We start from the raw sequence: 21709 nt of genomic DNA, 5'->3' as shown, positions 1-21709 counted from the left end.
CTTTCGGATGTCCCCAGCCCAACTGTAGGAGCGAGCCTGCTCGCGATAGCGGCCTGCCAGCAGACCTGAGTCTGGCGGATGTACCTCGACCCTGTGGGAGCCTGCTCGCGATAGCGACCTGCCATCCGACCTGAATCTGGCGGATGTACCTCGACCCTGTGGAAGCGGGCTTGCTCGCGAAGGCGGCCTGCCAGTCACCAGGTACCTCCCAGACGAACGCACCCGGCAAACAGGCCGGCCGGTAGGCCGCCTCGGTTGCTGTTGCGGTGCACGCCCCATCGTGAGGCCGAGCGCAGGTTCTGCGCAGTGGGCAACCCGGCATGGATGCCGGGTTAGCCGCCGCCGGCCATGGATGGCCGATGGCGGCGGGCCCACGGAGCAGGACCGGAGCGAGGGCATGCCGAGCCTGGGCGAGGCACCGAATGTCAGGGGCAAGAGCCTTTTGGTTACTTTGGGGCTTTTCCAAAGTGACCCGCCGTAAGGGCGGAACCCTAAGTAGCCGTTACCGCAGCAACGGATATGTACACCCTCAAAACACTCATCACCCAACACATAGCCATCATCGGAACGCCGCCCGGACCAACCCACAGGGATCTTCAGTGGCCACAAGTCCCGAGTAAACCCGGGGGACCGAGAACAATCGCAAAATCGCCTCGCACTGCCTGCAATCGGGCCATCTCCCCGAAATAACAGACAGCGGTGTACAATCGCGCTCTTATATCTCTGTTGATCATGCGAAGGATTTTCCGGATGTTGCCGCGCTTTCCTGCCGTCACCCGCTGCCTGACTCTTGCCGCCCTCTTTGTGGCCGGTCCAGTCGCAGCATTGGAGCTTCCCCTGCCACCGCCCGGTGAGGACATCATCGGCCAGGTGCAGGTGATCAAGGCCAAGTACGAAGATACCTTCGCCGACCTTGGTACCACCTATGATCTGGGCTACACGGAAATGGTCGCGGCCAACCCGGGTGTCGATGCCTGGTTGCCAGGCGTCGGCACGGAAATCATCCTGCCGACCCGCTTCATCCTGCCACCGGGCCCGCGTGAAGGCATCGTGATCAACCTGGCCGAGTACCGCCTCTACTACTACCCGAAAGGCAAGAACGTGGTGTACACGTTCCCGCTGGGTATCGGTCGTGAAGGCTGGGGCTCGCCGATTGCCCACACCAGCATCACCGCCAAGACACCGAACCCTACCTGGACGCCTCCGGCTTCGATCAAGGCCGAGCACGCAGCAGACGGTGATCCGCTGCCCAACGTCGTGCCGGCTGGCCCTGACAACCCTCTGGGGCCGTTCAAGTTCACCCTGGGCACACCGGGCTACCTGATTCACGGTTCGAACAAGAAGTTCGGTATCGGCATGCGCACCAGCCACGGTTGCTTCCGCATGTTCAACAACAACGTGCTGGAAATGGCGGGCATGGTGCCGGTCGGTACGTCGGTGCGGATCATCAACGACCCGTACAAGTTTGGCCTCAGTGGCGGCAAGGTCTATCTGGAGGCGCACACGCCGCTGGACGATAAGGGCAACCCGTCGGTGGTCGACAAGCACACCTCAGTCATCAATGCGATGCTCAAGCGTGAAGACATCACCAACAACCTGCGCATGAACTGGGATGTGGTGCGTGATGTGGTCGCCGCTGAAGACGGCCTGCCGGTTGAGATCGCCGTGCCGGGCAACGGCGTTGCACCGATGGTGTCCAGCATGCCGATCGACCCGCTGCAATAGCGCGGGCAAAGAGCCCGTCGGCGCGGACTGCGTCGACGGGTTTTTTATTGCCTGGAGAAACGCCGGGCAATAAAAAAGCCGACCCAAAAAATGGGTCGGCTTGATAACAATCCCGAAGGATTATTACTTGCGGCTAGCTTTGTCCAGCATGCGCAGAGCACGCTCGTTAGCTTCGTCAGCAGTCTGTTGTGCTTTTTGAGCAGCAGCCAGAGCTTCATCAGCTTTACGGTAAGCTTCGTCTGCACGAGCCTGGGAGCGAGCAGCTGCGTCTTCAGTAGCGGTCAGACGTGCTTCGGTTTCTTTCGATGCGCTGCTGCAACCGGTAGCCAGAACTGCGGCCAGAGCCAGAGCAGAGAATTTCAGAACGTTGTTCATCGTGTTCCCCTTCAAGGACTTTCTATTAAGTAGCTATCTCCTCCGATTGAGGAAATAGCCGGCGTACATACTACCCATTACTTGTAGTAAGTAAAACTGACGTGACGCAAGAAGCAAAAAAAATTGTAGGCGTTGATTCTTTTTCGAGCAACTTTTAACCGAATTGTTTAAAAAATATCCAGCTGCAAGGCCCGTGGCTGAGCGAGCTGGCGAGAAAAAGTTTTTGTGGCATGGCGCTGTTTTTCAGTGGGGCTAAAGTCCGCCTACATGGATTCGTCTACACTTTTGTTCGGCTTTTGTGTGGCGCCTCTCAATATCTTTCTCGATGTTCAGGTGACTTAAACAACGGGCGCTCGTCTTAAGTCTCAACATCCGGCAATGTACAGGCTATCGACCCGGAGTCATCTTCGGTCGAGCCAATCCTGCGTGATCCGGAGCAGCACCCGCCAATCCGCACGATGACGAGCGCACCTTGAGCATTTCTGCCAATGGTGCCTACTATTTGTACGTGCCCGGTAGCGCGAGATCGGTGCAGCTCTTCTCGGTGTCCATACAGGCACGGGGTGGCGTAGATGTTCCTTCGCCGGAAAAACATCGGTAAGGTAGGGGTCGGAATTCCAGACCCGCGAGGAGTAGTGATGAGCGAGGCGTTGTCCATCCACCATGACCAGGCTGGTCATCAGTTCGAGACCAATGTGGACGGTCATCGTGCCTATCTGACCTATATGGATCTGGGTAAACAGACCCTGGATATCTATCGCACCTTCGTGCCCAACGCATTGCGTGGTCGCGGTATTGCGGCAGCCTTGACCGAGAAGGCGCTGGAGTACGCTGACGAAATGGGCTACACCGTCATTCCATCGTGCTCCTACGTCGAGCGCTACATGGAGCGTCACCAGCGGCATGCGGCCAAGCTGAGTCAGTGACCTTCAACAAAACGAATGCATAAAAAAAACGCCGGGTTCAGCCCGGCGTTTTTCTGTGTGCGCTTTTTGCGCCGCCAACCAGGCGATCAGCTGCGATCGCGTTTAGGCAGCACATCCTTGAGCTTGGCATGCATACTGCGCAAGGTGTTTTCGGTCGCGGTCCAGTCGATGCAGGCGTCGGTGATCGACACGCCGTACTGCAGGTCGGCGAGGTCTTTCGGGATCGCCTGGGCGCCCCAGTTCAGGTGGCTTTCAACCATCAGGCCGATGATCGACTTGTTGCCTTCGAGGATCTGGTTGGCGACGTTCTCCATCACCAGCGGTTGCAGGGCCGGATCCTTGTTGGAGTTGGCGTGGCTGCAATCGACCATGATGTTCGGCTTGATCTTCGCCTTGTTCAGCGCCTGCTCGCAGAGCGCAACGCTGACCGAATCGTAGTTCGGCTTGCCGTTGCCGCCGCGCAGCACCACGTGGCCGTAGGCATTGCCCTTGGTGGTCACGATCGATACGCCACCTTCCTGGTTGATGCCCAGGAAACGATGCGGGCTGGAAACCGACTGCAGGGCGTTGATCGCCACGGTCAGGCCGCCATCGGTGCCGTTCTTGAAGCCGACGGCCGAGGACAGGCCGGACGCCATTTCACGGTGAGTCTGGGATTCGGTGGTACGCGCGCCGATGGCCGACCAGCTGATCAGGTCCTGCAAATACTGCGGGGAGATCGGGTCGAGGGCTTCGGTGGCGGTCGGCAGGCCTTTTTCGGCCAGGTCCAGCAGCAACTGGCGACCGATGTGCAAGCCGTCCTGGATCTTGAACGAGTCGTCCAGGTACGGGTCGTTGATCAAGCCTTTCCAGCCGACGGTGGTACGTGGCTTCTCGAAATACACGCGCATGACCAGATACAGGGTATCGGACACTTCGGCGGCGAGAGCCTTCAGGCGCTCGGCATATTCGTGGGCAGCCTTGATGTCGTGGATCGAGCAGGGCCCGATGACGACGAACAGGCGATGGTCGGTGCCATCCAGAATATTGCGAATGACTTCGCGGCCCTTGGTGACGGTGCGCAGTGCGGCGTCGCTCAGGGGAATATCGCGCTTGAGCTGATCGGGAGTGATCAGTGTCTCGTTGGAGGCGACGTTTAGGTCGTTGATCGGTAAATCAGCCATCGTTTACTCGTCAGGTCACGGGTGCCGGCCGCCAGCGAACCCGCGCGGCGGAGCACAGCAAATTAAGCGCGTCGGGGAGCCGAACCTTAGCGCGTTACACCGTGGCTCGACAATGGGCAGACGCCGGTTTGGTGGGCTTTTGCAGTCAGTTTCCCTGCCGTGAGGGGCAAACCGGTCAAGAACGCTCCTATTCCAGCACCGGCTGCGCAAAAGCCTTGCGCACCGAATCGTGAGAGAACTCGTCGGCATGCTCCTGGACCCATTCGAGGGCCAGGGCCTGGATATCCTGCAAGTCTTCGTGGGCGTCATGCAGGCGGCAGTAGCGTTCGATCTGGCACACCTGCTCGCCCATTCGGGCACTGAACAGCGTTTGTTCATCAACGAATGCGATGCCGACCAGGTAACCGCGCTTGCGTCGCAGGCACCAGGCGACATAGCCCAGGTAGCGCATGTCCGGGTTTACCGTCGGCATGCGTACCTCCAGCGCCGTGCCGTGGCGCCACGCGCGGTGATAATTGCAAGCCATGCCCCCGAGACTGATAGTGTGCAGCTGTCGTCGCGAAATACACTCAGGTTTCAGCAACGTTAATTCGACGGGCACATCGTCAGGGTGAGGAATAAAACGTCCCATGAACACAGACTCCATGTGTCGGCCATCTGACATTGTTCCTCCCAGTATAGTGGTCGAATTGGAACTGACCGATTTTGACGCCGACCAACGGCTGCTGGCGATGAGTGGTGTATCGCTGGTCATTTTCACCAGTGTCGGCTGCGCCGGTTGCCGTTTTGCCCGCGAGCAATTACCGACACTCGACCTGGCAGTCGACCGACTGTGCTGGATCGATGCGGGCAACAACGGAGGGGTGGTCGAGCGCTATCAGGTCTTTCACTTGCCGGCGCTGTTTGTCGTTCGCGACGGCGAATTCTTTGGAGCACTGAAATCGCGCCTGACCGACACCGAGCTCAATCGGGCCGTGCGCCAGGCGCTGAGTCGAACAGCAGAGGAGTTGCCATGATGGGAGCAGTTGCCAGGCCGACGATCGGCATTATCGGGACCGGCGCAATCGGCGGTTTCTACGGAGTGATGCTGGCGCGTGCCGGTTTTGATGTGCATTTTCTGCTGCGCAGCGAATTTTCCGCCGTGGCCGAGCACGGGTTGCAAGTCGATAGCGCGCCCCACGGCGCGTTGAAACTGAATCCGGTGCAGGCTTATTCAAGTGCTGAGGACATGCCGCCCTGCGACTGGCTGCTGGTGGGGGCGAAAACCACCAACAACGCCGATCTGGCACCCGCCATCCTGCAGGCGGCGGCACCGAACGCCAAGGTACTGCTGTTGCAAAACGGCCTGGATGTGGAAGACGGCCTGCGCGAGCTGCTCCCCGATTCGCTGCATGTGCTCGGAGGGCTCTGCTACATCTGCGTCCATCGTGAAGCGCCGGGTGTGATTACCCATCAGGCGTTGGGCGCGGTGCATGTGGGTTATCACAGCGGCCCCGCCGATGGACCGGCACGCAGCGCGATTGTCGAAGAGGGCGTCGGGCTGTTTCGCAGCGCCGGCCTCGACTCCCAGGCCATGGCGAATTTACACCAGGCGCGTTGGCAAAAACTGGTCTGGAATATCCCTTACAACGGTCTCTCGGTTTTGCTGGGGGCGAGCACTACACCGTTGATGGCCGATGCCGACAGCCGCGAGCTGATCAAGGCGCTGATGGCTGAAGTGGTGCAAGGCGCTGTTGCCTGCGGGCACGACGTACCGGCAGGGTATGCCGAGCATTTGTTCATGGTGACCGAAAAGATGCCCGACTACTGGCCGAGCATGTACCACGATTACTTGCACAAGCGGCCACTGGAGCTGGCCGCGATCTACGCCCGGCCTTTGGCGGCGGCGAAGGCAGCCGGGTGTGAGATGCCACGCATCGAGGCCTTGTATCGCAGTTTGAGTTTCATTGATCGACGCAATACCTGAGTCGACCGACCTGAGGGGGAAGGGCATGCCAAAGGCAATTGACGACAAGCTGGTGCTGGCGATTTCTTCGCGGGCGCTGTTCGACCTGAGCGAAAGCCACAAGGTCTACCTGTCGAGTGGCGTCGAAGCCTACCGGCAATACCAGATCGAACATGAAGACGAAATCCTCGAACCCGGCGATGCCTTCCCGTTGGTGCAGAAACTCCTGAACCTCAACAACAGCCTCGGCCGCGCCCGGGTCGAGGTGATTCTGGTGTCGCGCAACAGCGCCGACACCGGGTTGCGGGTGTTCAACTCGATTGACCACTATGGACTGGCCATTTCCCGTGCGGCCTTTGTCGGCGGGCGCAGTCCGTATCCCTACCTCAAGGCCTTTGGCTGCGACCTGTTTCTCTCGACCCACGCCGAAGACGTACGCAATGCACTGGACGCCGGGTTCGCGGCGGCGACCATTCTGTCGGGCGGTGCCAGCCGTGCGGCCAGCGACGAGCTGCGCATTGCCTTCGACGGAGACGCGGTGCTGTTTTCCGATGAGTCGGAGCGCATTTATCAGGCCGGCGGTCTGGAAGCGTTCCAGGCCAGCGAGCGTGAGGCCGCCCGCGAGCCCTTGCGCGGTGGGCCGTTCAAGGGCTTTCTCGCAGCCCTCAACCTGTTGCAGCGTGAATTCCCGGAGGACACCTGTCCGATCCGTACCGCGCTGGTCACGGCGCGATCGGCGCCGGCCCATGAGCGGGTGATTCGCACGTTGCGCGAATGGGACATCCGTCTCGACGAGTCGCTGTTCCTCGGCGGCCTGACCAAATCGGCCTTTCTCGAAGCCTTCGCGGCCGACGTGTTTTTCGACGATCAGGCCGGCCACTGCGAATTGGCCCGTGAAGTCGTCGCCACCGGTCATGTGCCCCATGGCATAAGCAACGAGCAAAAGGTTTAAGCCCGCCGTTCAATGCGTTGCGCCGCACGTCGCAGTCGCCAAGGCACTGCTAAGCTGAATCAAATCTCCGCCATGTTGGCAGTCGAGGAGGTCATATGATTCGTACGATGCTGTATGCCACTGACCTTGGCCTGTACGCGCCCGTGGTGATGCAGCATGCCCTGGAACTGGCCCGGACCTTCAATGCCGGTTTGTATGTCGTGCATGCGGTTGAACCCATGGGGTTGTTTGCCGAGTCGGTGCTGCAAAGTTATCTCGATGAACAGGCGCTGAACGAGTTTCACAGCCAGGGCCTGAATACGGTGATCGCCAGTATCGAGCAGCGGGTGCTCGACAGTTTTCGTGAAGAGTTGGGGGATGAAGGGGAGCACGACCTGGAGCGGATTCAGGCAGTACGGGTGCTACAGGGCGATCCATCACAGGTGATTCTGGACCAGGCGCAGAAACTCTCCGTGGATTTGTTGATCGTAGGTAGTCACAGCCACGGTGCCGGTGCGGAAACGCCTTTGGGGCGAACCGCCGCCCGTGTGTTGCAACTGTCCAAGGTGCCTGTCTATCTGGTGCCGCTGGTGCAACGTCGTCGTCAAGGGGACCGCTAGGACACGAATAATGGCAATCTGATAAAAAAGTTCTAGATTTATTCTTCGAGCCATTAATATAGTTATATATCGTCGCTGATGCCCGTGGCGTCTACCTGCTTTGAGGGATTCATATGAAGCTTCAACAATTGCGCTACATCTGGGAAGTGGCGCACCACGACCTCAACGTTTCCGCTACAGCCCAAAGCCTTTACACCTCTCAACCCGGCATCAGCAAGCAGATCCGTCTGCTGGAAGACGAACTGGGCGTCGAGGTTTTTGCCCGCAGCGGCAAGCATCTGACCCGCGTTACCCCGGCCGGCGAGCGCATCATCACCACCGCTGGCGAAATTTTGCGCAAGGTTGAAAGCATCAAGCAGATCGCCCAGGAATTCTCCAACGAGAAGAAAGGCACCCTGTCGATTGCTACCACACACACCCAGGCGCGTTATGCATTGCCGCCGGTGATCAGCAATTTCATCAAGCAATACCCGGACGTTGCCCTGCACATGCACCAGGGATCGCCCATGCAAATCGCCGAAATGGCCGCTGATGGCACCGTGGATTTCGCCATCGCCACCGAAGCGCTCGAGCTGTTCGGTGATCTGGTGATGATGCCGTGCTACCGCTGGAACCGTTGCGTGGTCGTGCCTCAGGGCCACCCGCTGACCAAGCTGTCGAAACTGACCCTCGAAGCACTGGCCGAATACCCGATCGTGACGTACGTGTTCGGTTTTACCGGCCGTTCGAAACTCGACGAAGCTTTCAGCCATCGCGGCCTGACGCCGAAAGTGGTGTTCACCGCTGCCGACGCCGACGTGATCAAGACCTATGTTCGACTGGGTCTGGGTGTGGGCATCGTGGCGAAAATGGCGGTCGATACCAAGCTCGACAGCGACCTGGTGGTACTCGATGCCAGTGAACTGTTCGAGTCCAGCGTGACCAAGATCGGCTTCCGTCGCGGCACCTTCCTGCGGGGTTTCATGTGCGACTTCATCGAGAAGTTCGCGCCGCACCTGACCCGCGAAGTCATGGCCAAGGCCATTCAGTGCCACAACAAGCAGGAACTGGAAGAGCTGTTCGAGGGCGTTGAACTGCCCGTTCACTGACAGCGTTTCTGCCGGTCAAACCACCTCGGTGACTGCGAACTGTTGCCGAGCGCCCGCCACCATGATCTCCACCTCATCGCCCTCGAACTTGCCCAGCAGGCTTTTGCCCAGCGGTGAGCGCGGGGTGATGACGGTAATCAGTTGCCCCACCAGATCGACCTTCAGGCCGGCGGCGTCGGGGGCCAGAAACAGCCATTGTTCGCGCCCCTTTTCGTCCTCGAGCCCGAGCAGCGCGCCCACTTCGATGCCCCGCTGATCGTCATACGGACGCGGGGCCAGGTTCTGGCAGAGGCTCAGTGACTGGCGAATTTCCTCGACCCGCCTGGCCTGCCCGGCCGCGAGATAGGATGCTTCCAGCCCCAGGGTGTCGTACTTGTTCTCGGCGATGTTTTCTTCGTGGGTCGCCGTTTCGTAGGCGGTCTGCGCGGCCCGTTCGGCGATGTCGAGATCGATCCGCAGCTTGTCGAGAATCAGTTGGTGGACGGTTTGCTTATTCATGATCAATCGCAGAATTGCAGGACGTTGGCGCGGCTTTTTTCGCTGGGTGCAGTCTGGTCCTGTTGCAACCAGAACTGACAGCTTGGATTGGACAGGTTGCGACTGCTGCCGCGCGCCTGATCGAGCCGTTGCTGCTGCTCGTTCTTGCGCAGGTTTTCTTCATATTGCTCGAACAATGGGCTTTGTGGCGGAATGCTCGGTATCGGTTGAGCCTCCATCGGCGGTTTGGCCAGTTGCTCCACTGCTGCCGCCACGGGTGCCAGTTGTTCGCTGAAAAGCAGGCGCGAAGCGAGCCAGCAGGTCAGCACGATGGCAATGAACCCCAGCCACATGCCGAGGGCGATGCTGCCGGTCAGTTGCAGGGCGTTGAGGCTGATCGGGAAGGATCGGCGCTGAGTGGGGCGGTGGGGCATGGTTGCCTCCTGGCGAAAGGTCACTGGCGAGTGGCGATTGTCGCATGAAGAATAATCGCCGTCGGCTCTTCTGCACGGGGTAATTTATGCGGACAATCGGCGCCTTTGCCAACGGGAGCCTGGAATGCCTGAAATGAAAACCCGCTGGGATATTTTTTGCACCGTGGTCGACAACTTCGGCGACATCGGCGTGACCTGGCGACTGGCCCGGCAACTGGTGGCCGAACATGGGCTGGCGGTACGTCTATGGGTCGATGACCTGCGAGCGTTCGAGCGCCTGTGCCCGGAAATCGACATCCATGCTGCGCGGCAGTGGCAGCACGACGTCGAAGTGCGCCAATGGCCCGCCGAGTGGCAGCCGACCGAAGCCGCCGATGTGGTGATTGCTGCCTTTGCCTGTCAATTGCCGAGCGCCTATATGGACGCCATGGTCGAACGGGACAAGCCGCCGCTGTGGATGAACCTCGACTACCTGAGTGCCGAGGACTGGGTGATCGGCTGCCACGGTTTGCCCTCGGTGAAGTACAAAAACGTGCAGAAGTTCTTTTTCTTTCCGGGGTTCCAGAAGGGCACTGGCGGGTTGTTACGTGAGCGCGGGTTGCTTGAGCGTCGTCGGCAATTTCAGCAAAACCCACAGGCACAAAGAGAATTCCTGCACGGTTTGGGGATTGATCGTGCTCCCGGTGCGCAGTTGATCTCATTGTTTGCCTACGAAAACACCGGGCTGGCCAGTTGGCTCGATGCGATGGCTGGCGATTCTACGGCTACTCATCTGCTGGTGCCGGAAGGGCGGATTCTCGGCGACGTCGAGCGTTGGCTCGGTGTGGAGGGTTTGGCGGCCGGTGCCGTGCATGTGCGTGATGCCTTGACTGTGCAAGTGCTGCCATTCGTCCGCCAGGACCAGTACGACTTGTTGCTGTGGTGTTGCGATTTCAATGCCGTGCGCGGCGAAGACTCCTTTGTGCGCGCCCAATGGGCCGGCCGGCCATTTCTCTGGCACATCTACCGGCAGGAAGAAGATATCCATCTGGACAAACTCGAGGCCTTCCTCGAAGTCTATATAAAAGGGCTTTCTGATCCTGCGCGGGAGGCGATCAGCGGTCTCTGGCGCGCGTGGAACGCTGGTGAAAAAATAGCCGACCACTGGCAATTCACCCGTAAACACTGGCCAGAGCTGGAAAAACACGCCGAGGCGTGGTGTCAGGAACAGGCCTTGCGGGCCGATCTTGCCACGGCGCTGGTACAGTTTTATGGAAATTGGATATGATACGCGGCCTAGATTTTTGTAAATCCCATCCAAATTCGGATATTCGCAATGAAAACTGGTAAAGAACTGAAACCCGGGACCGTGATTCGTCTCGAAAACGATCCTTGGCTGGTTCAGAAAGCTGAATTCACCAAGTCCGGTCGTAACAGCGCGATCATGAAGACCAAGCTGAAGAACCTGCTGACCGGTTACAAGACCGAGATCGTTTACAGCGCCGACGACAAACTGGACGACGTAATCCTCGACCGCAAAGAAGCGACCCTGTCCTTCATCAGCGGCGACACCTACACGTTCATGGACACCACCGACTACACCATGTACGAGCTGAACGCTGAAGACATCGAAGCCGTTCTGCCTTTCGTTGAAGAAGGCATGACCGATGTTTGCGAAGCGATCTTCTTCGAAGAGCGTCTGGTTTCCGTAGAACTGCCGACCACCATCGTGCGCGTAGTTGACTACACCGAAGGTTCGGCTCGCGGCGACACTTCCGGCAAGGTGATGAAGCCTGCCAAGCTGAGCAACGGTACTGAGCTGCAAGTTGCTGATTTCATCGAAATCGGTGACAAGATCGAGATCGATACCCGCGAAGGCGGTTCCTACAAAGGCCGTGCCAAATAAGCACCGCTTGAGGAATGAAAAAGCCCGACCATTGAGTCGGGCTTTTTTGTGCCTGGATGTAACATCCAGTTCTCCTGTAGGAGCGAGCCTGCTCGCGATGGGCGTTAACGATAACGCGGGCTTCCTGAATGCCCGCGTTGTCTGGGCGTCCATCGCGAGCAGGCTCGCTCCTACAGTTGGGCGGTGTTATTTCAAGTGTTGTTTCAGTTCTTCAGACGCCTGCAGCATCGCCGAACGCACCGCTGGCACCTGGCTTACCACGTTGAGCAAACCGTAGTCGTGGATCAGGCCGTTGTAGCGAACCGAGGTCACCGGCACACCGGCCTCGTCCAGTTTGCGGGCGTAGGCTTCGCCTTCGTCGCGCAACACGTCGGCTCCGGCGGTCTGCACCAGCGCTGGAGGCAGTCCTTTCAACTGAGCGGTGGTTGCGCGCAGTGGTGAGGCGTAGATCTCGTTCCGTTGTTTGGCGTCGGTGGTGTAGTTGTCCCAGAACCACTTCATCATGTTTTTGGTGAGGAAGTGCCCCTCGGCAAACTGGTTGTAGGACGCCGTTTCGAAGTTGGCATCAGTCACCGGCCACAACAGCACCTGGAACCTGATCGCCGGTGTGCCCTTGTCCTTGGCCATCAGCGCAACCACAGCCGCCATGTTGCCGCCGACGCTGTTGCCGGCTACTGCCAGACGCTGGCCATCGACGTTGATCTCTTTACCGTGCTCGGCCACCCATCGGGTCGCGGCGTAAGCCTGGTTAATCGCCACCGGGTAATGCGCTTCCGGTGACGGCGTGTAGTTCACGAACACCGCCGCTGCACCCGAGCCCGTCACCAGGTCACGCACCAGCCGCTCGTGGGTCGGGAAGTCCCCCAGCACCCAGCCACCGCCGTGGAAGAACATGAACACCGGCAACTCGCCCTTGACCCCGGCTGGCCGGACGATGGTCAGGCTGATCGGTTGGCCGTCGACTTGAATGGTCTTCTGGCTGACATCGGCTTTTGGCAGCGTCAGCTTCACCCCGGCTTGGGCGCCCACCAGCACGGCGCGGGCTTCGGCGGGTGTCATTTGTTCCATCGGCTTGCCGGTGCCGGCGTTCAGAGCGTCGAGGAATGCCTGGGTGTTGTGTTCAACCCCGGTACCTGCGAACGCGTTGCTGATGGACAGGGCGAGAAGGGTGCCGGTCAAGACTTTGCTGAAAGTGTTCATGTTCATTTCCTGTTCGGGCCTGGGTAGTCAACGCTTAGACGGTTACGTGCAGACGCACATCGACGTTGCCACGGGTGGCGTTGGAGTACGGGCAGACCTGGTGGGCCGCATCGACCAGTGCCTGTGCATCGGTCTGTTCAAGACCCGGCAAGCTGATGTGCAGGTCAATGTCCAGGCCGAAGCCGCCGGGGATCTGGCCGATGCCGACGTGGGCGGTGATCGAAGCGTCGTTCGGGATGCTGCGCTTGGTCTGGCTGGCCACGAATTTCAGGGCACCGATGAAGCAGGCGGAGTAGCCGGCGGCGAACAGTTGCTCAGGGTTGGTGGCCGCGCCGCCGGCACCGCCGAGTTCTTTCGGCGTGGCGAGCTTGACGTCGAGGATGTTATCGCTGGAAACCGCACGACCGTCACGGCCACCGGTGGAAGTTGCGATTGCGGTATAGAGAGTTTGCATGGTGAAAGCCTCGTTTGGGATTTGGTTTGTTTTGCGCTAAATGTTTGCGCGCTAAGTAAGTGCGAAATGAATGTATCGCGCAAATGTTTAGTGCGCAATATAAATTTTCAAAGACATTTGAAAAAAACGAAAGGCTGTGGGGCGGTTTTGGTTGGAAGTGTTGAGCTAGAGCTATCGAGGAGGATTTTTTCAGCAAGGATTTTTTTCAGAAACAGGTGCTGAACCCTATTTTTCGGCCTGGCGCAAAACAAATGTGGGAGCGAGCCTGCTCGCGATTACGGTGTGTCAGTCAACGTAGAGGCTGAATGTCACAACGCAATCGCGAGCAGGCTCGCTCCCACAGGGGGCTGTGCTGGCCTTGAAATTAGAGGCTGTCTTGCAGGTGGCGACGCAGCTCCTGCAGCTCCGCTTGCAGCTTTTGCAGGCGCTCCACGGTCATCCCGCTGGCACCAAGGATGCACTGGGGAACATCACGGGCCTTGTCGCGCAAGGCCCGGCCCTGTTCGGTAAGTTCGACGATCACCACCCGCTCATCTTCGCGGCTGCGGGTCCGGCTGAGCAGGCCTTCGGCTTCCAGGCGCTTGAGCAGTGGCGTCAACGAGCCAGGATCGGTCAGCAACCGCGTGCTGATTTCACCTACGGTCAAACCGTCCCTTTCCCACAGCACCATCATCGCCAGGTATTGCGGGTAGGTCAGGCCCAGCGCTTGCAGCAAGGGTTTGTAGACCTTGGTCATCATCAGCGATGTGGAATGCAGGGCGAAGCAGGCCTGATTGTCCAGCAGCAGGTTGTCGCAGTTGTCCGGAGTGTTGCGCTCGGTGGTCATGTCGAAGCCTTGATCTGTGATCTCAAGAATCTAGCGGGCGAATCTTTAATGCGCCAGATAATTCTGATCAGTGCCGTTGCAGATGGGTTTGCAGCACCAGATCCCAGGGCGGAATCGGGCTGAAGCGGGTTTTCAGGTACTCCAGCAACAAACGACTGCGGGAGTTGGGCTGCTGTTCCAGGCGCAAGGCGTAGATGCCGGCGCTTTCCGGTTTCGGCAGGCCGCTGTCGCAGAACAGCGGCAGCAACTCACCCCGCAGCAGGTACTCGCTGGCCAGCCAGGTCGGCAGATGCGCGATACCCAGTCCGGCCAATGCGCCGCACACCAGTGCCTCGGCATTGTTGGCGCTCATGCGGATCCGTGCCGGCCGGTGCAACTGCATTTGCCCGTCGCGCTCGAAACGCCAGGCGAAGGGCGGGGCCAGGCCATCCCAGTCGAGTCCGTCGTGTTCCATCAGCCGTGACGGCTCGATCGGCACGCCGCGACGCCGCAAATAATCAGGGCTGGCGCAGGCGATACGCACGATGCTCGCCAGTGGTGTGGCCACCAGCCGGGTGTCAGCCAATTGCCCGGCGCGCAACACCAGATCGACCTTGCCGAGGTTCAGGCCCTGCATGTCGACGAAGCTGTCGATCAAGTGCAACTGCACATCGAGCCCGGGGTAGAGCATCAGGAAGTCGGCAATTACCGGTGCCAGGTGCCGCCGACCAAAGGCTGCCGGCGCATCGATACGAATCAGGCCTTCTGGCGCGCAGCTCAGGGACACGGCCTCGGCCCGGGCCAGGCGCAACTCGGCGACAATCCGCCGTGCGCGCTCGGCAAAGGCCAGTCCCGCCGGGGTGGCGCGTACCGCATGAGTGCTGCGCAGGAACAACTGACTGCCGACCGCGCTTTCCAGGCTGTCGATACGCCGTGCCACGGCCGAAGGGGTCAGCGGATGACGGCGCGAGGCGGCGGAAAAACTGCCGGTTTCCAGTACGTCGAGGAACAAGGCCAGTTGGTCGGTCAGTTGATTGGGGTTCATGGCAGGTTTGCGCTTGTGCGAATTTGGCACAGCCATTGTGCGATGCTGTGCGTTTCCGCGCCAGAAGCAACTGCGTAGGATCAAAGGCCTGACGGCAACGGGGAAAGGCTGTGATTGAGTTCTTGATGTATCTGATGTTCGGCGCTGCGTTGGGCACGCTCGGCGGGTTGTTTGGCATCGGCGGCGGCCTGATCGCCATTCCGCTGCTGGGCGTGCTGTTCGGGCTCGATCAGCAGATTGCCCAAGGCACAGCGCTGGTGATGGTGGTGCCGAACGTGATGCTGGCGCTGTGGCGCTATCATCAGCGCAACCGGATCGAACTGCGCCACGCATTACCGCTGGCCATCATGGGGTTCTGCTTCGCCTGGCTCGGATCGATCTGGGCGGTGGGCATTGATGCGCAAACCATGCGCATAGGCTTTGTCGCGTTTCTGATCGCTCTGTCGGCGTACAACCTCGTTCGCATGTTCGCCGCCAGCGCCCCGGCGGCCTCGCAGATGAACTACTCATGGCCCTGGCTGGGCCTGCTTGGCGCCGCATCCGGTACGATGGGCGGGTTGTTCGGCGTGGGGGGCGCGGTGGTGGCGACACCGGTGCTGACCAGTCTGTTCGGCACCAGCCAGGTGGTTGCGCAGGGGTTGTCGTTGGCGCTGGCCTTGCCGAGTACGGGAGTGACGTTGGTGACTTACGCCGCGCACCATCAGGTCAGTTGGGTGATCGGCTTACCCTTGGCGGTCGGCGGGCTGATGAGCATCAGTTGGGGCGTAAAGATTGCCCACGCTTTGCCGGAGCGGCTGCTGCGCGGGCTGTTTTGCGGGTTTCTGGTGTTCTGTGCGGTGATGCTCGCCTTCAAAGTTTGAAGCCTTCGACGATGTGCTCGGCCAGGCACTCGGTGATGGGTGACGGGTTATGCAGGTTGCGCACGAGCATGATGCTGGCCTCGGGCAGCAGCGGCAGGTCCTGGGCCTCACCGAGGATGCGCATGTCCGCGGTGATCAGGCTTTCAAGCTGCGCCGTGACGGCCAGGCCGGCGCTGACCACCGCCATGATCGCCGACAGGCTGTCGCTGTTGTACGCCACCCGGTAATCGCGCCCCCGGGCGTCCAGGGCGTTGCAGGCCCACAGACGGCAGAAACAATCACTGTTGAACATCGCCAGTGGCAGCGGCGTCTGCTCATGAGCGCTGTAGCATTGCGCCTCGGCCCAGACAAAACGTTCCTTGCGCAACAACTGGCCGATTTCGCTGCCCGGTTCGCGAGTAACGATGGACAGGTCCAGGTCCTGGCGCATCAACAGTTGTTTTGATGATTCGCAGTGCACTTCTATCTGAATCAGCGGGTAAGACTGGGCAAACCGGCGCAGAATCCCCGGGAGGAATCGCATTACATAATCATCCGGCGTGCCGATGCGTACCGTGCCAACCATGTCGGGCTCACGCAAGGTATTGAACACCTCACTGTGCAACTTGAGGATGCGCCGCGCATAGCCCAGCAACACCTGGCCTTCGGCTGTCAGCCGCACTTGCCGCCCGTCGCGCTGGAACAACTGGCGCTGCAGCACATCTTCTTCCAGGCGTTTCATCTGCATGCTGACGGCTGACTGGGTGCGGTTGACCATTTCGCCGGCGCGGGTAAAGCCGCCCTGGTCGGCGATGGCGACGAAGGTGCGCAGCACTTCGGTATCGATACTCGGGTAGGCGGACATCCATCAATCTCCGAGATATGTGACATCAGAAACATTCGTTGGATTGATCTTAGACCCGGCGCGAGACTGGAGTCATCCAAACGGAGGGCAACAAGATGAAAGGTCAACACGAGTTCCACGGATCAGAAAAACACTCGATTCACGTGATATCCGATCTGCTGCACAAGGTCGGCCGCTGGTACGAACTGCATCGCGAGCGCGAACTGCTGGCGAGCTTGAGCGACGAAGCACTCAAGGACATCGGCATGAGCCGTGCGGATGTGGAGAACGAGTCGATCAAACCGTTCTGGAATGATCCGATGCATAAATGATGAATGCCACGCTACACAAACCCCTTACCGGTGAGGTAGGTTGCGAGCAGACAAGGAGACGCTCATGCCCGCAACGTTGTCCTTTACCCTCAAACAGGCTCGGCGTCTGGCGCTGGCCGCCCAAGGGTTCAACGGGCGGTCGCCGCCAGCGGCGATCAAGGCTATTGCGCTCAATCGGCTGATCGAACGGCTGGGCGTTCTGCAGATCGATTCGGTCAATGCAGTGGTGCGTTCGCACTATCTTCCGCTGTTTTCCCGCCTCGGCAATTATTCCTCCGATTTGCTCGACCAGGCTGCCTGGAGTCAGGGCCGGCGCCGTACGTTGTTCGAGTATTGGGGCCATGAAGCCTCGTTATTGCCACTTTCCATGTACCCGTTGATGCGTTGGCGCATGCAGCGTGCGAGCCGTGGCGAAGATATTTATGAGCAACTGGCGCGTTTTGGCCGTGAACAGCAAGACACCATTCGCCGGGTGCTGGCTTCGGTCGAGGAGCAGGGCGCGTTGAGTGCCGGAAGTCTGTCGACCCGTCAGGAACGGGCCAGCCCCTGGTGGGACTGGAGCGCGGAAAAGCATGCGCTGGAATGGTTGTTCGCGGCCGGTGAAGTGACCGTTGCCGGACGGCGCGGATTCGAAAGGCTCTACGATCTGCCGGAGCGGGTGATTCCCCGGGCAGTTCTTGCGCACCCCGTTCTGAGTGAAGACGACGCTCAGCGCGGCCTGTTGCGGCATGCGGCAACGGCCTTGGGGGTCGGTACGGAGAAGGACTTGCGTGACTATTTCCGCTTGAACCCTGCGGACAGTCGCCCACATTTGGCCGAGTTGGTCGAGGCTGGTGAATTGCTGATCTGCGAAGTCCAGGGCTGGCGACAACCGGCCTATTGCCTGCCCGAGCCAAAAGTGCCGCGCAAAGTCACCGCCAGTGCCTTGCTTTCACCGTTCGATTCGCTGATCTGGGAGCGCAGCCGGACCGAGCGGTTGTTTGATTTTCGCTATCGGCTGGAGATCTACACGCCACAGGACAAACGGGTGTATGGCTATTACGTCCTGCCGTTTTTGCACAACGAACGGATTGCCGCACGGGTGGACCTGCGCGCCGAACGGGTGGCTGGCCGTTTGGCGGTGCATGCGGTGCACGAGGAAGAGCCGGGGCTGGATGACGAGGGGATGCTGGCGCTGGCGGTCAACCTGCGGCAGATGGCGGGTTGGCTGGAGCTGGCACAGGTTCAGATGAATTGCCCGCGGGCGAGTGCGGATCGTTTGCGGGTGGCATTGTCCCAAATCGGTGGTGACTGATCTGGCCTGATCGCCAGCAGGCTGGCTCCCACACTGGATCTGTGTCGTCCACAAAACCCATGTGGGAGCTAACCTGCTAGCGATAGGGGTGACGCGATTTAACGCCGGACTTGCTTCAAAGTCTCAGCAATCAAAAACGCCAGCTCCAGCGACTGATCGGCATTCATCCGTGGGTCGCAATGGGTGTGGTAGCGATCCGACAAGCCATCCTCGGTGATCGGCCGCGCACCACCGATGCACTCGGTCACGTTCTGCCCGGTCATTTCGATGTGGATACCACCGGCATAACTGCCTTCGGCTTCGTGCACCTGGAAGAACTGCTTCACCTCCCCAAGGATCTGCGCGAAGTCGCGGGTCTTGTAGCCGCTGCTGGCCTTGATGGTGTTGCCGTGCATCGGGTCGGAACTCCACAGCACCTGCTTGCCTTCACGCTGGACGGCGCGGATCAGCTGCGGCAAGTGATCGCCGACCTTGTTCGCGCCCATCCGCGCGATCAGGTTCAGGCGGCCCGGATCGTTGTCCGGGTTGAGCACGTCGATCAAGCGAACCAGGTCGTCGGGGTTCATGCTCGGGCCGACCTTGACCCCGATCGGGTTGTTCACCCCGCGCAGGAATTCGACGTGGGCACCGTCGAGCTGGCGGGTGCGATCACCGATCCACAGCATGTGAGCCGAGCAGTCGTAGTAATCGTTGGTCAGGCTGTCACGACGCACGAAGGCTTCTTCGTAGTTCAGCAGCAACGCTTCGTGGGCGGTGAAGAAACTGGTTTCGCGCAACTGCGGCGAACTGTCCATGCCGCAGGCGCGCATGAACGCCAGGGTTTCATCGATGCGGTCGGCCAGGTGGCTGTACTTTTCCGCCAGTGCCGAGTTGGCGATGAAGTCCAGGTTCCACTTGTGCACCTGATGCAGATCGGCAAACCCGCCCTGGGCGAACGCGCGCAACAGGTTCAGGGTGGCGGTGGACTGGTGATAGGACTGCAGCAGGCGTTCCGGGTCTGGCACGCGGCTTTTTTCGTCGAAACCGATGCCGTTGACGATGTCGCCACGGTAGGCGGGCAGGGTCACGCCATCGATGGTTTCGTCATTGGCCGAACGGGGTTTGGCGAACTGCCCGGCCATGCGCCCGACCTTGACCACCGGACAGCCGGCGGCAAAGGTCATCACGATCGCCATCTGCAACAACACCTTGAAGGTGTCGCGGATTTTCGCCGCGGAGAATTCGGCGAAACTTTCCGCGCAGTCGCCACCCTGCAACAGAAACGCGCGGCCCTGGGTCACCTCGGCAAACTGACGGCGCAACTCCCGGGCTTCGCCGGCAAACACCAGCGGCGGATAGCTGGCCAGGGTCTGCTCGACCCGCTGCAAATGCGCGGCATCGGGGTATCGGGGTTGTTGCTGGATCGGCAGGGCGCGCCAGCTGTCAGGGCTCCAGGGTTGGCTCATCACGGTCTCTAGTGTTTTCGCTCGGACGTCCATGTTATCAGCAAATTAGTGCGTGACCTGTTCCCGTCGCTTCGCCGACAATCTCGCCTTTGCCGCTCTCTACACGCGGTGTTATTGCGTTGCCGGCCCCGGTGACGATCAGGAGATGAAATGACTGAGGAGCGCGTCGAGCATCTGCTCGCCGAGGTACAGGACGAGTTCGGCGTGATTCGTGTACTGGAAGTGGCCGATTACCGTTTTCTCGAGTTCGGTGATGCCATCGAGCAAAGCTGCGTGTTCACGGCGGATCCGAGCTGGCTCGAGTACGACTACACCCGGGCGATGCTGATCGGCGCGCTGTGCCATGAGCAGCCGGAAAGCGCGCTGTTCCTCGGCCTCGGTGCCGGTACGCTGACCCAGGCCTGCCTCAAGTTCCTGCCGCTGGAAGATGTCGAGGCCATCGAGCTGCGCCCCGACGTACCGCGCCTGGCCATCGAGTACCTGGGGCTGGATGACGATCCGCGCCTGTACATCCGCGTTGGCGATGCGCTGGAGCTGCTGGACACCGCTGAGCCGGCGGACCTGATTTTCGTCGACCTTTATACCGATGTCGGCCCGGGCGTCGGGCATCTGGCCTGGAGTTTCCTGGAAAACTGCCAGAAGCGATTGAATCCGGGGGGCTGGCTGATCATCAATCAGTGGGCTACCGACGATGGCAAACCCCTGGGCGCCGCCTTGTTGCGCGGTTTGTATCACCGACATTACTGGGAGCTGCCGGTGAAGGAGGGCAACGTGATCCTGATCGTGCCGTCGGAGCTGGATCAGGAACTGGACATGGACGGCCTGATCGCCCGCGCCGAAGTGCTGGCGCCACGGTTGGGGTATTCGCTGGAGTCGTTGATCAAGTGTATTCGTCCGGCGACCTGAGTTGTCAGTGATGGCCCCATCGCGAGCAGGCTCGCTCCCACAGGGTTTTGTGAACACCGAATATCCACTGTAGGAGCGAGCTTGCTCGCGATAGCTTTCCAACTGGCAATACAAGGCTAAAGCCCTTTGAACACTCCAGGCCGCCGCTCCACCATCGACCGCACACCTTCCTTGACGTCCTCGCTGGCCATCAACTTCTTGACCATCAGAGGCAACGCCTGTGCCGCCGCGATTTCCCCTTCATACCGGGCCTGTCGCGCAGACATCAGCGTCGCCTGCACCCCAAGCGGTGCCTGGCGGGCGATCCGCTCGGCCAGTTCAATCGCCCGGGGCAGTAGATCCTCGCTGGCCATGACTTCCTGCACCAGGCCCAGGTGCAAGGCATCACGGGCGTCGAATGCATCACCGGTCAGTAACCAGCGCATGGCATTGCCCCAACCGGATACCTGATGCAGGCGCAGGGTGGCGCCGCCGAACGGGAAGAGCCCGCGTTGCACTTCCATCTGCGCGAACCGGGTGTTACTGGCGCACAGGTTGATGTCGGCGGCCAGCATCAACTCGATGCCGATGGTCAGGCAGTAGCCTTGGGCGGCGACGATCACCGGTTTGCTGACCCTGGGGCCTGCGAACACCCCCCACGGATCACAGCCGCCGGGCGGAACCTGCCAGCCATCTGCCAGTGAGACGCTGGCATTGACCAGGTCGAGCCCGGCGGTGAAGTGCTCGCCGTGAGCGAACACCACTGCCACCCGCGCCTCGCTGTCGGCTTCGAACTCGCCATAGGCCAGGCTCAACGCGTTGAGCAGGTCGAGATCGAAGGCGTTGCGCTTGGCCACCCGATCCAGACCGATCAGGAACACATGACCATGCCGTTCGCGGCTGACTCGACTGGGGCAGGGCTGATTCATGGAGCGATCCTCAGGGTGGGAAAGGCGTGCCAGACCGGCGGTCTGCACGGCAAAGGGTGAACCGTTTT

The 21709-nt window shown here is 60.1% G+C and carries 25 protein-coding genes; 13 read left to right on the top strand and 12 right to left on the bottom strand.

Annotated features, from left to right (window positions below; translation table 11 throughout):
• The first annotated feature begins 750 nt into the window (after nt 1–750).
• On the top strand, nt 751–1725 hold the full coding sequence (locus AC3ITA_RS20570; RefSeq protein WP_095944957.1) for a L,D-transpeptidase family protein: 975 nt from the start codon (nt 751–753) through the stop codon (nt 1723–1725).
• 123 nt (nt 1726–1848) lie between these two features.
• Here the strand turns inward: AC3ITA_RS20570 and oprI are convergent, their stop codons facing one another.
• Nucleotides 1849–2100 (bottom strand): outer membrane lipoprotei OprI, encoded by a 252-nt coding sequence (gene oprI, locus AC3ITA_RS20565; RefSeq protein WP_003199355.1) that lies wholly within the window; start codon nt 2098–2100, stop codon nt 1849–1851.
• A 638-nt stretch (nt 2101–2738) separates the two neighbouring features.
• On the opposite strand from oprI, the gene AC3ITA_RS20560 reads away from it, so the two are divergent.
• The gene (locus AC3ITA_RS20560) at nt 2739–3026 is read left to right on the top strand and encodes a GNAT family N-acetyltransferase (protein ID WP_007973562.1); all 288 of its coding nucleotides are present in this window, start codon (nt 2739–2741) and stop codon (nt 3024–3026) included.
• A gap of 86 nt (nt 3027–3112) precedes the next feature.
• Here AC3ITA_RS20560 and AC3ITA_RS20555 read toward each other — a convergent pair whose 3' ends face one another.
• Both AC3ITA_RS20555 and AC3ITA_RS20550 read right to left on the bottom strand, forming a co-directional pair.
• A complete protein-coding gene (locus AC3ITA_RS20555; RefSeq protein WP_015094024.1) occupies nt 3113–4189 on the bottom strand; it encodes a 3-deoxy-7-phosphoheptulonate synthase in 1077 nt (358 codons plus the stop codon).
• Nucleotides 4190–4376: 187 nt separating this feature from the next.
• A complete protein-coding gene (locus tag AC3ITA_RS20550) occupies nt 4377–4820 on the bottom strand; it encodes a PilZ domain-containing protein (RefSeq protein WP_095944956.1) in 444 nt (147 codons plus the stop codon).
• On the opposite strand from AC3ITA_RS20550, the gene AC3ITA_RS20545 reads away from it, so the two are divergent.
• The 5 genes from AC3ITA_RS20545 to cysB all read left to right on the top strand — a co-directional run bounded on the left by AC3ITA_RS20545 (nt 4819) and on the right by cysB (nt 8773).
• Nucleotides 4819–5205: a thioredoxin family protein gene (locus AC3ITA_RS20545; RefSeq protein WP_095944955.1), complete on the top strand. Its 387-nt coding sequence runs from the start codon at nt 4819–4821 to the stop codon at nt 5203–5205. The genes AC3ITA_RS20550 and AC3ITA_RS20545 overlap by 2 nt on opposite strands.
• Nucleotides 5202–6155 carry a putative 2-dehydropantoate 2-reductase gene (locus AC3ITA_RS20540; protein ID WP_095944954.1) on the top strand — a complete coding sequence of 318 codons (954 nt, stop codon included), beginning with the start codon at nt 5202–5204 and terminating at the stop codon, nt 6153–6155. The genes AC3ITA_RS20545 and AC3ITA_RS20540 overlap by 4 nt, the downstream gene beginning before the upstream one ends.
• Nucleotides 6156–6180: 25 nt before the next feature.
• Entirely contained in the window at nt 6181–7086 is a 906-nt protein-coding gene (locus tag AC3ITA_RS20535) for a 5'-nucleotidase (RefSeq protein WP_046043378.1), read from the top strand.
• 95 nt (nt 7087–7181) lie between these two features.
• Complete coding sequence (locus tag AC3ITA_RS20530) at nt 7182–7685, top strand: universal stress protein (protein WP_046043379.1); 504 nt, start codon at nt 7182–7184, stop codon at nt 7683–7685.
• A gap of 113 nt (nt 7686–7798) precedes the next feature.
• Entirely contained in the window at nt 7799–8773 is a 975-nt protein-coding gene (cysB, locus tag AC3ITA_RS20525; RefSeq protein ID WP_015094029.1) for an HTH-type transcriptional regulator CysB, read from the top strand.
• A 15-nt stretch (nt 8774–8788) separates the two neighbouring features.
• Here the strand turns inward: cysB and AC3ITA_RS20520 are convergent, their stop codons facing one another.
• Nucleotides 8789–9271: a GreA/GreB family elongation factor gene (locus AC3ITA_RS20520; protein ID WP_095944953.1), complete on the bottom strand. Its 483-nt coding sequence runs from the start codon at nt 9269–9271 to the stop codon at nt 8789–8791.
• 2 nt (nt 9272–9273) lie between these two features.
• Nucleotides 9274–9684 carry a hypothetical protein gene (locus AC3ITA_RS20515; RefSeq protein ID WP_095944952.1) on the bottom strand — a complete coding sequence of 137 codons (411 nt, stop codon included), beginning with the start codon at nt 9682–9684 and terminating at the stop codon, nt 9274–9276.
• Nucleotides 9685–9808: 124 nt separating this feature from the next.
• Between AC3ITA_RS20515 and earP the strand changes: the two genes are divergently transcribed.
• Both earP and AC3ITA_RS20505 read left to right on the top strand, forming a co-directional pair.
• On the top strand, nt 9809–10951 hold the full coding sequence (gene earP, locus AC3ITA_RS20510; RefSeq protein WP_414928998.1) for an elongation factor P maturation arginine rhamnosyltransferase EarP: 1143 nt from the start codon (nt 9809–9811) through the stop codon (nt 10949–10951).
• 48 nt (nt 10952–10999) lie between these two features.
• On the top strand, nt 11000–11569 hold the full coding sequence (locus AC3ITA_RS20505; RefSeq protein WP_028619992.1) for an elongation factor P: 570 nt from the start codon (nt 11000–11002) through the stop codon (nt 11567–11569).
• 186 nt (nt 11570–11755) lie between these two features.
• Here the strand turns inward: AC3ITA_RS20505 and AC3ITA_RS20500 are convergent, their stop codons facing one another.
• The 4 genes from AC3ITA_RS20500 to AC3ITA_RS20485 all read right to left on the bottom strand — a co-directional run bounded on the left by AC3ITA_RS20500 (nt 11756) and on the right by AC3ITA_RS20485 (nt 15073).
• Complete coding sequence (locus tag AC3ITA_RS20500; RefSeq protein ID WP_095944950.1) at nt 11756–12769, bottom strand: alpha/beta hydrolase; 1014 nt, start codon at nt 12767–12769, stop codon at nt 11756–11758.
• Between the two features lie 34 nt (nt 12770–12803).
• Nucleotides 12804–13223: an organic hydroperoxide resistance protein gene (locus AC3ITA_RS20495; protein ID WP_095944949.1), complete on the bottom strand. Its 420-nt coding sequence runs from the start codon at nt 13221–13223 to the stop codon at nt 12804–12806.
• Between the two features lie 364 nt (nt 13224–13587).
• Entirely contained in the window at nt 13588–14049 is a 462-nt protein-coding gene (locus AC3ITA_RS20490; protein ID WP_095944948.1) for a MarR family winged helix-turn-helix transcriptional regulator, read from the bottom strand.
• 67 nt (nt 14050–14116) lie between these two features.
• Nucleotides 14117–15073, bottom strand: a complete 957-nt coding sequence (locus AC3ITA_RS20485; protein ID WP_095944947.1) for a LysR family transcriptional regulator — start codon at nt 15071–15073, stop codon at nt 14117–14119.
• Between the two features lie 125 nt (nt 15074–15198).
• Between AC3ITA_RS20485 and AC3ITA_RS20480 the strand changes: the two genes are divergently transcribed.
• On the top strand, nt 15199–15933 hold the full coding sequence (locus AC3ITA_RS20480; protein WP_095944946.1) for a sulfite exporter TauE/SafE family protein: 735 nt from the start codon (nt 15199–15201) through the stop codon (nt 15931–15933).
• On the opposite strand, the gene AC3ITA_RS20475 is transcribed toward AC3ITA_RS20480, so the two are convergent.
• A complete protein-coding gene (locus AC3ITA_RS20475) occupies nt 15923–16777 on the bottom strand; it encodes a LysR substrate-binding domain-containing protein (RefSeq protein ID WP_095944945.1) in 855 nt (284 codons plus the stop codon). The genes AC3ITA_RS20480 and AC3ITA_RS20475 overlap by 11 nt on opposite strands.
• 95 nt (nt 16778–16872) lie before the next feature.
• Between AC3ITA_RS20475 and AC3ITA_RS20470 the strand changes: the two genes are divergently transcribed.
• Together AC3ITA_RS20470 and AC3ITA_RS20465 are read left to right on the top strand one after the other, a co-directional pair.
• Nucleotides 16873–17088, top strand: a complete 216-nt coding sequence (locus tag AC3ITA_RS20470; protein WP_046043392.1) for a DUF1127 domain-containing protein — start codon at nt 16873–16875, stop codon at nt 17086–17088.
• A gap of 64 nt (nt 17089–17152) precedes the next feature.
• Entirely contained in the window at nt 17153–18382 is a 1230-nt protein-coding gene (locus tag AC3ITA_RS20465) for a winged helix-turn-helix domain-containing protein (RefSeq protein ID WP_150673592.1), read from the top strand.
• Nucleotides 18383–18480: 98 nt separating this feature from the next.
• Here AC3ITA_RS20465 and AC3ITA_RS20460 read toward each other — a convergent pair whose 3' ends face one another.
• Nucleotides 18481–19827 carry a class II 3-deoxy-7-phosphoheptulonate synthase gene (locus AC3ITA_RS20460; protein WP_150673593.1) on the bottom strand — a complete coding sequence of 449 codons (1347 nt, stop codon included), beginning with the start codon at nt 19825–19827 and terminating at the stop codon, nt 18481–18483.
• Between the two features lie 150 nt (nt 19828–19977).
• Between AC3ITA_RS20460 and AC3ITA_RS20455 the strand changes: the two genes are divergently transcribed.
• Nucleotides 19978–20733, top strand: a complete 756-nt coding sequence (locus AC3ITA_RS20455) for a spermidine synthase (RefSeq protein WP_150673594.1) — start codon at nt 19978–19980, stop codon at nt 20731–20733.
• Nucleotides 20734–20849: 116 nt separating this feature from the next.
• Here AC3ITA_RS20455 and AC3ITA_RS20450 read toward each other — a convergent pair whose 3' ends face one another.
• The gene (locus AC3ITA_RS20450) at nt 20850–21641 is read right to left on the bottom strand and encodes a crotonase/enoyl-CoA hydratase family protein (RefSeq protein ID WP_489278306.1); all 792 of its coding nucleotides are present in this window, start codon (nt 21639–21641) and stop codon (nt 20850–20852) included.
• Nucleotides 21642–21709 lie beyond the last annotated feature (68 nt).

Source organism: Pseudomonas sp. GL_090 (assembly GCF_057837765.1).
The sequence above is the reverse complement of the archived record's forward strand: the minus strand, read 5'-3'. Positions and strand labels throughout refer to the sequence as shown.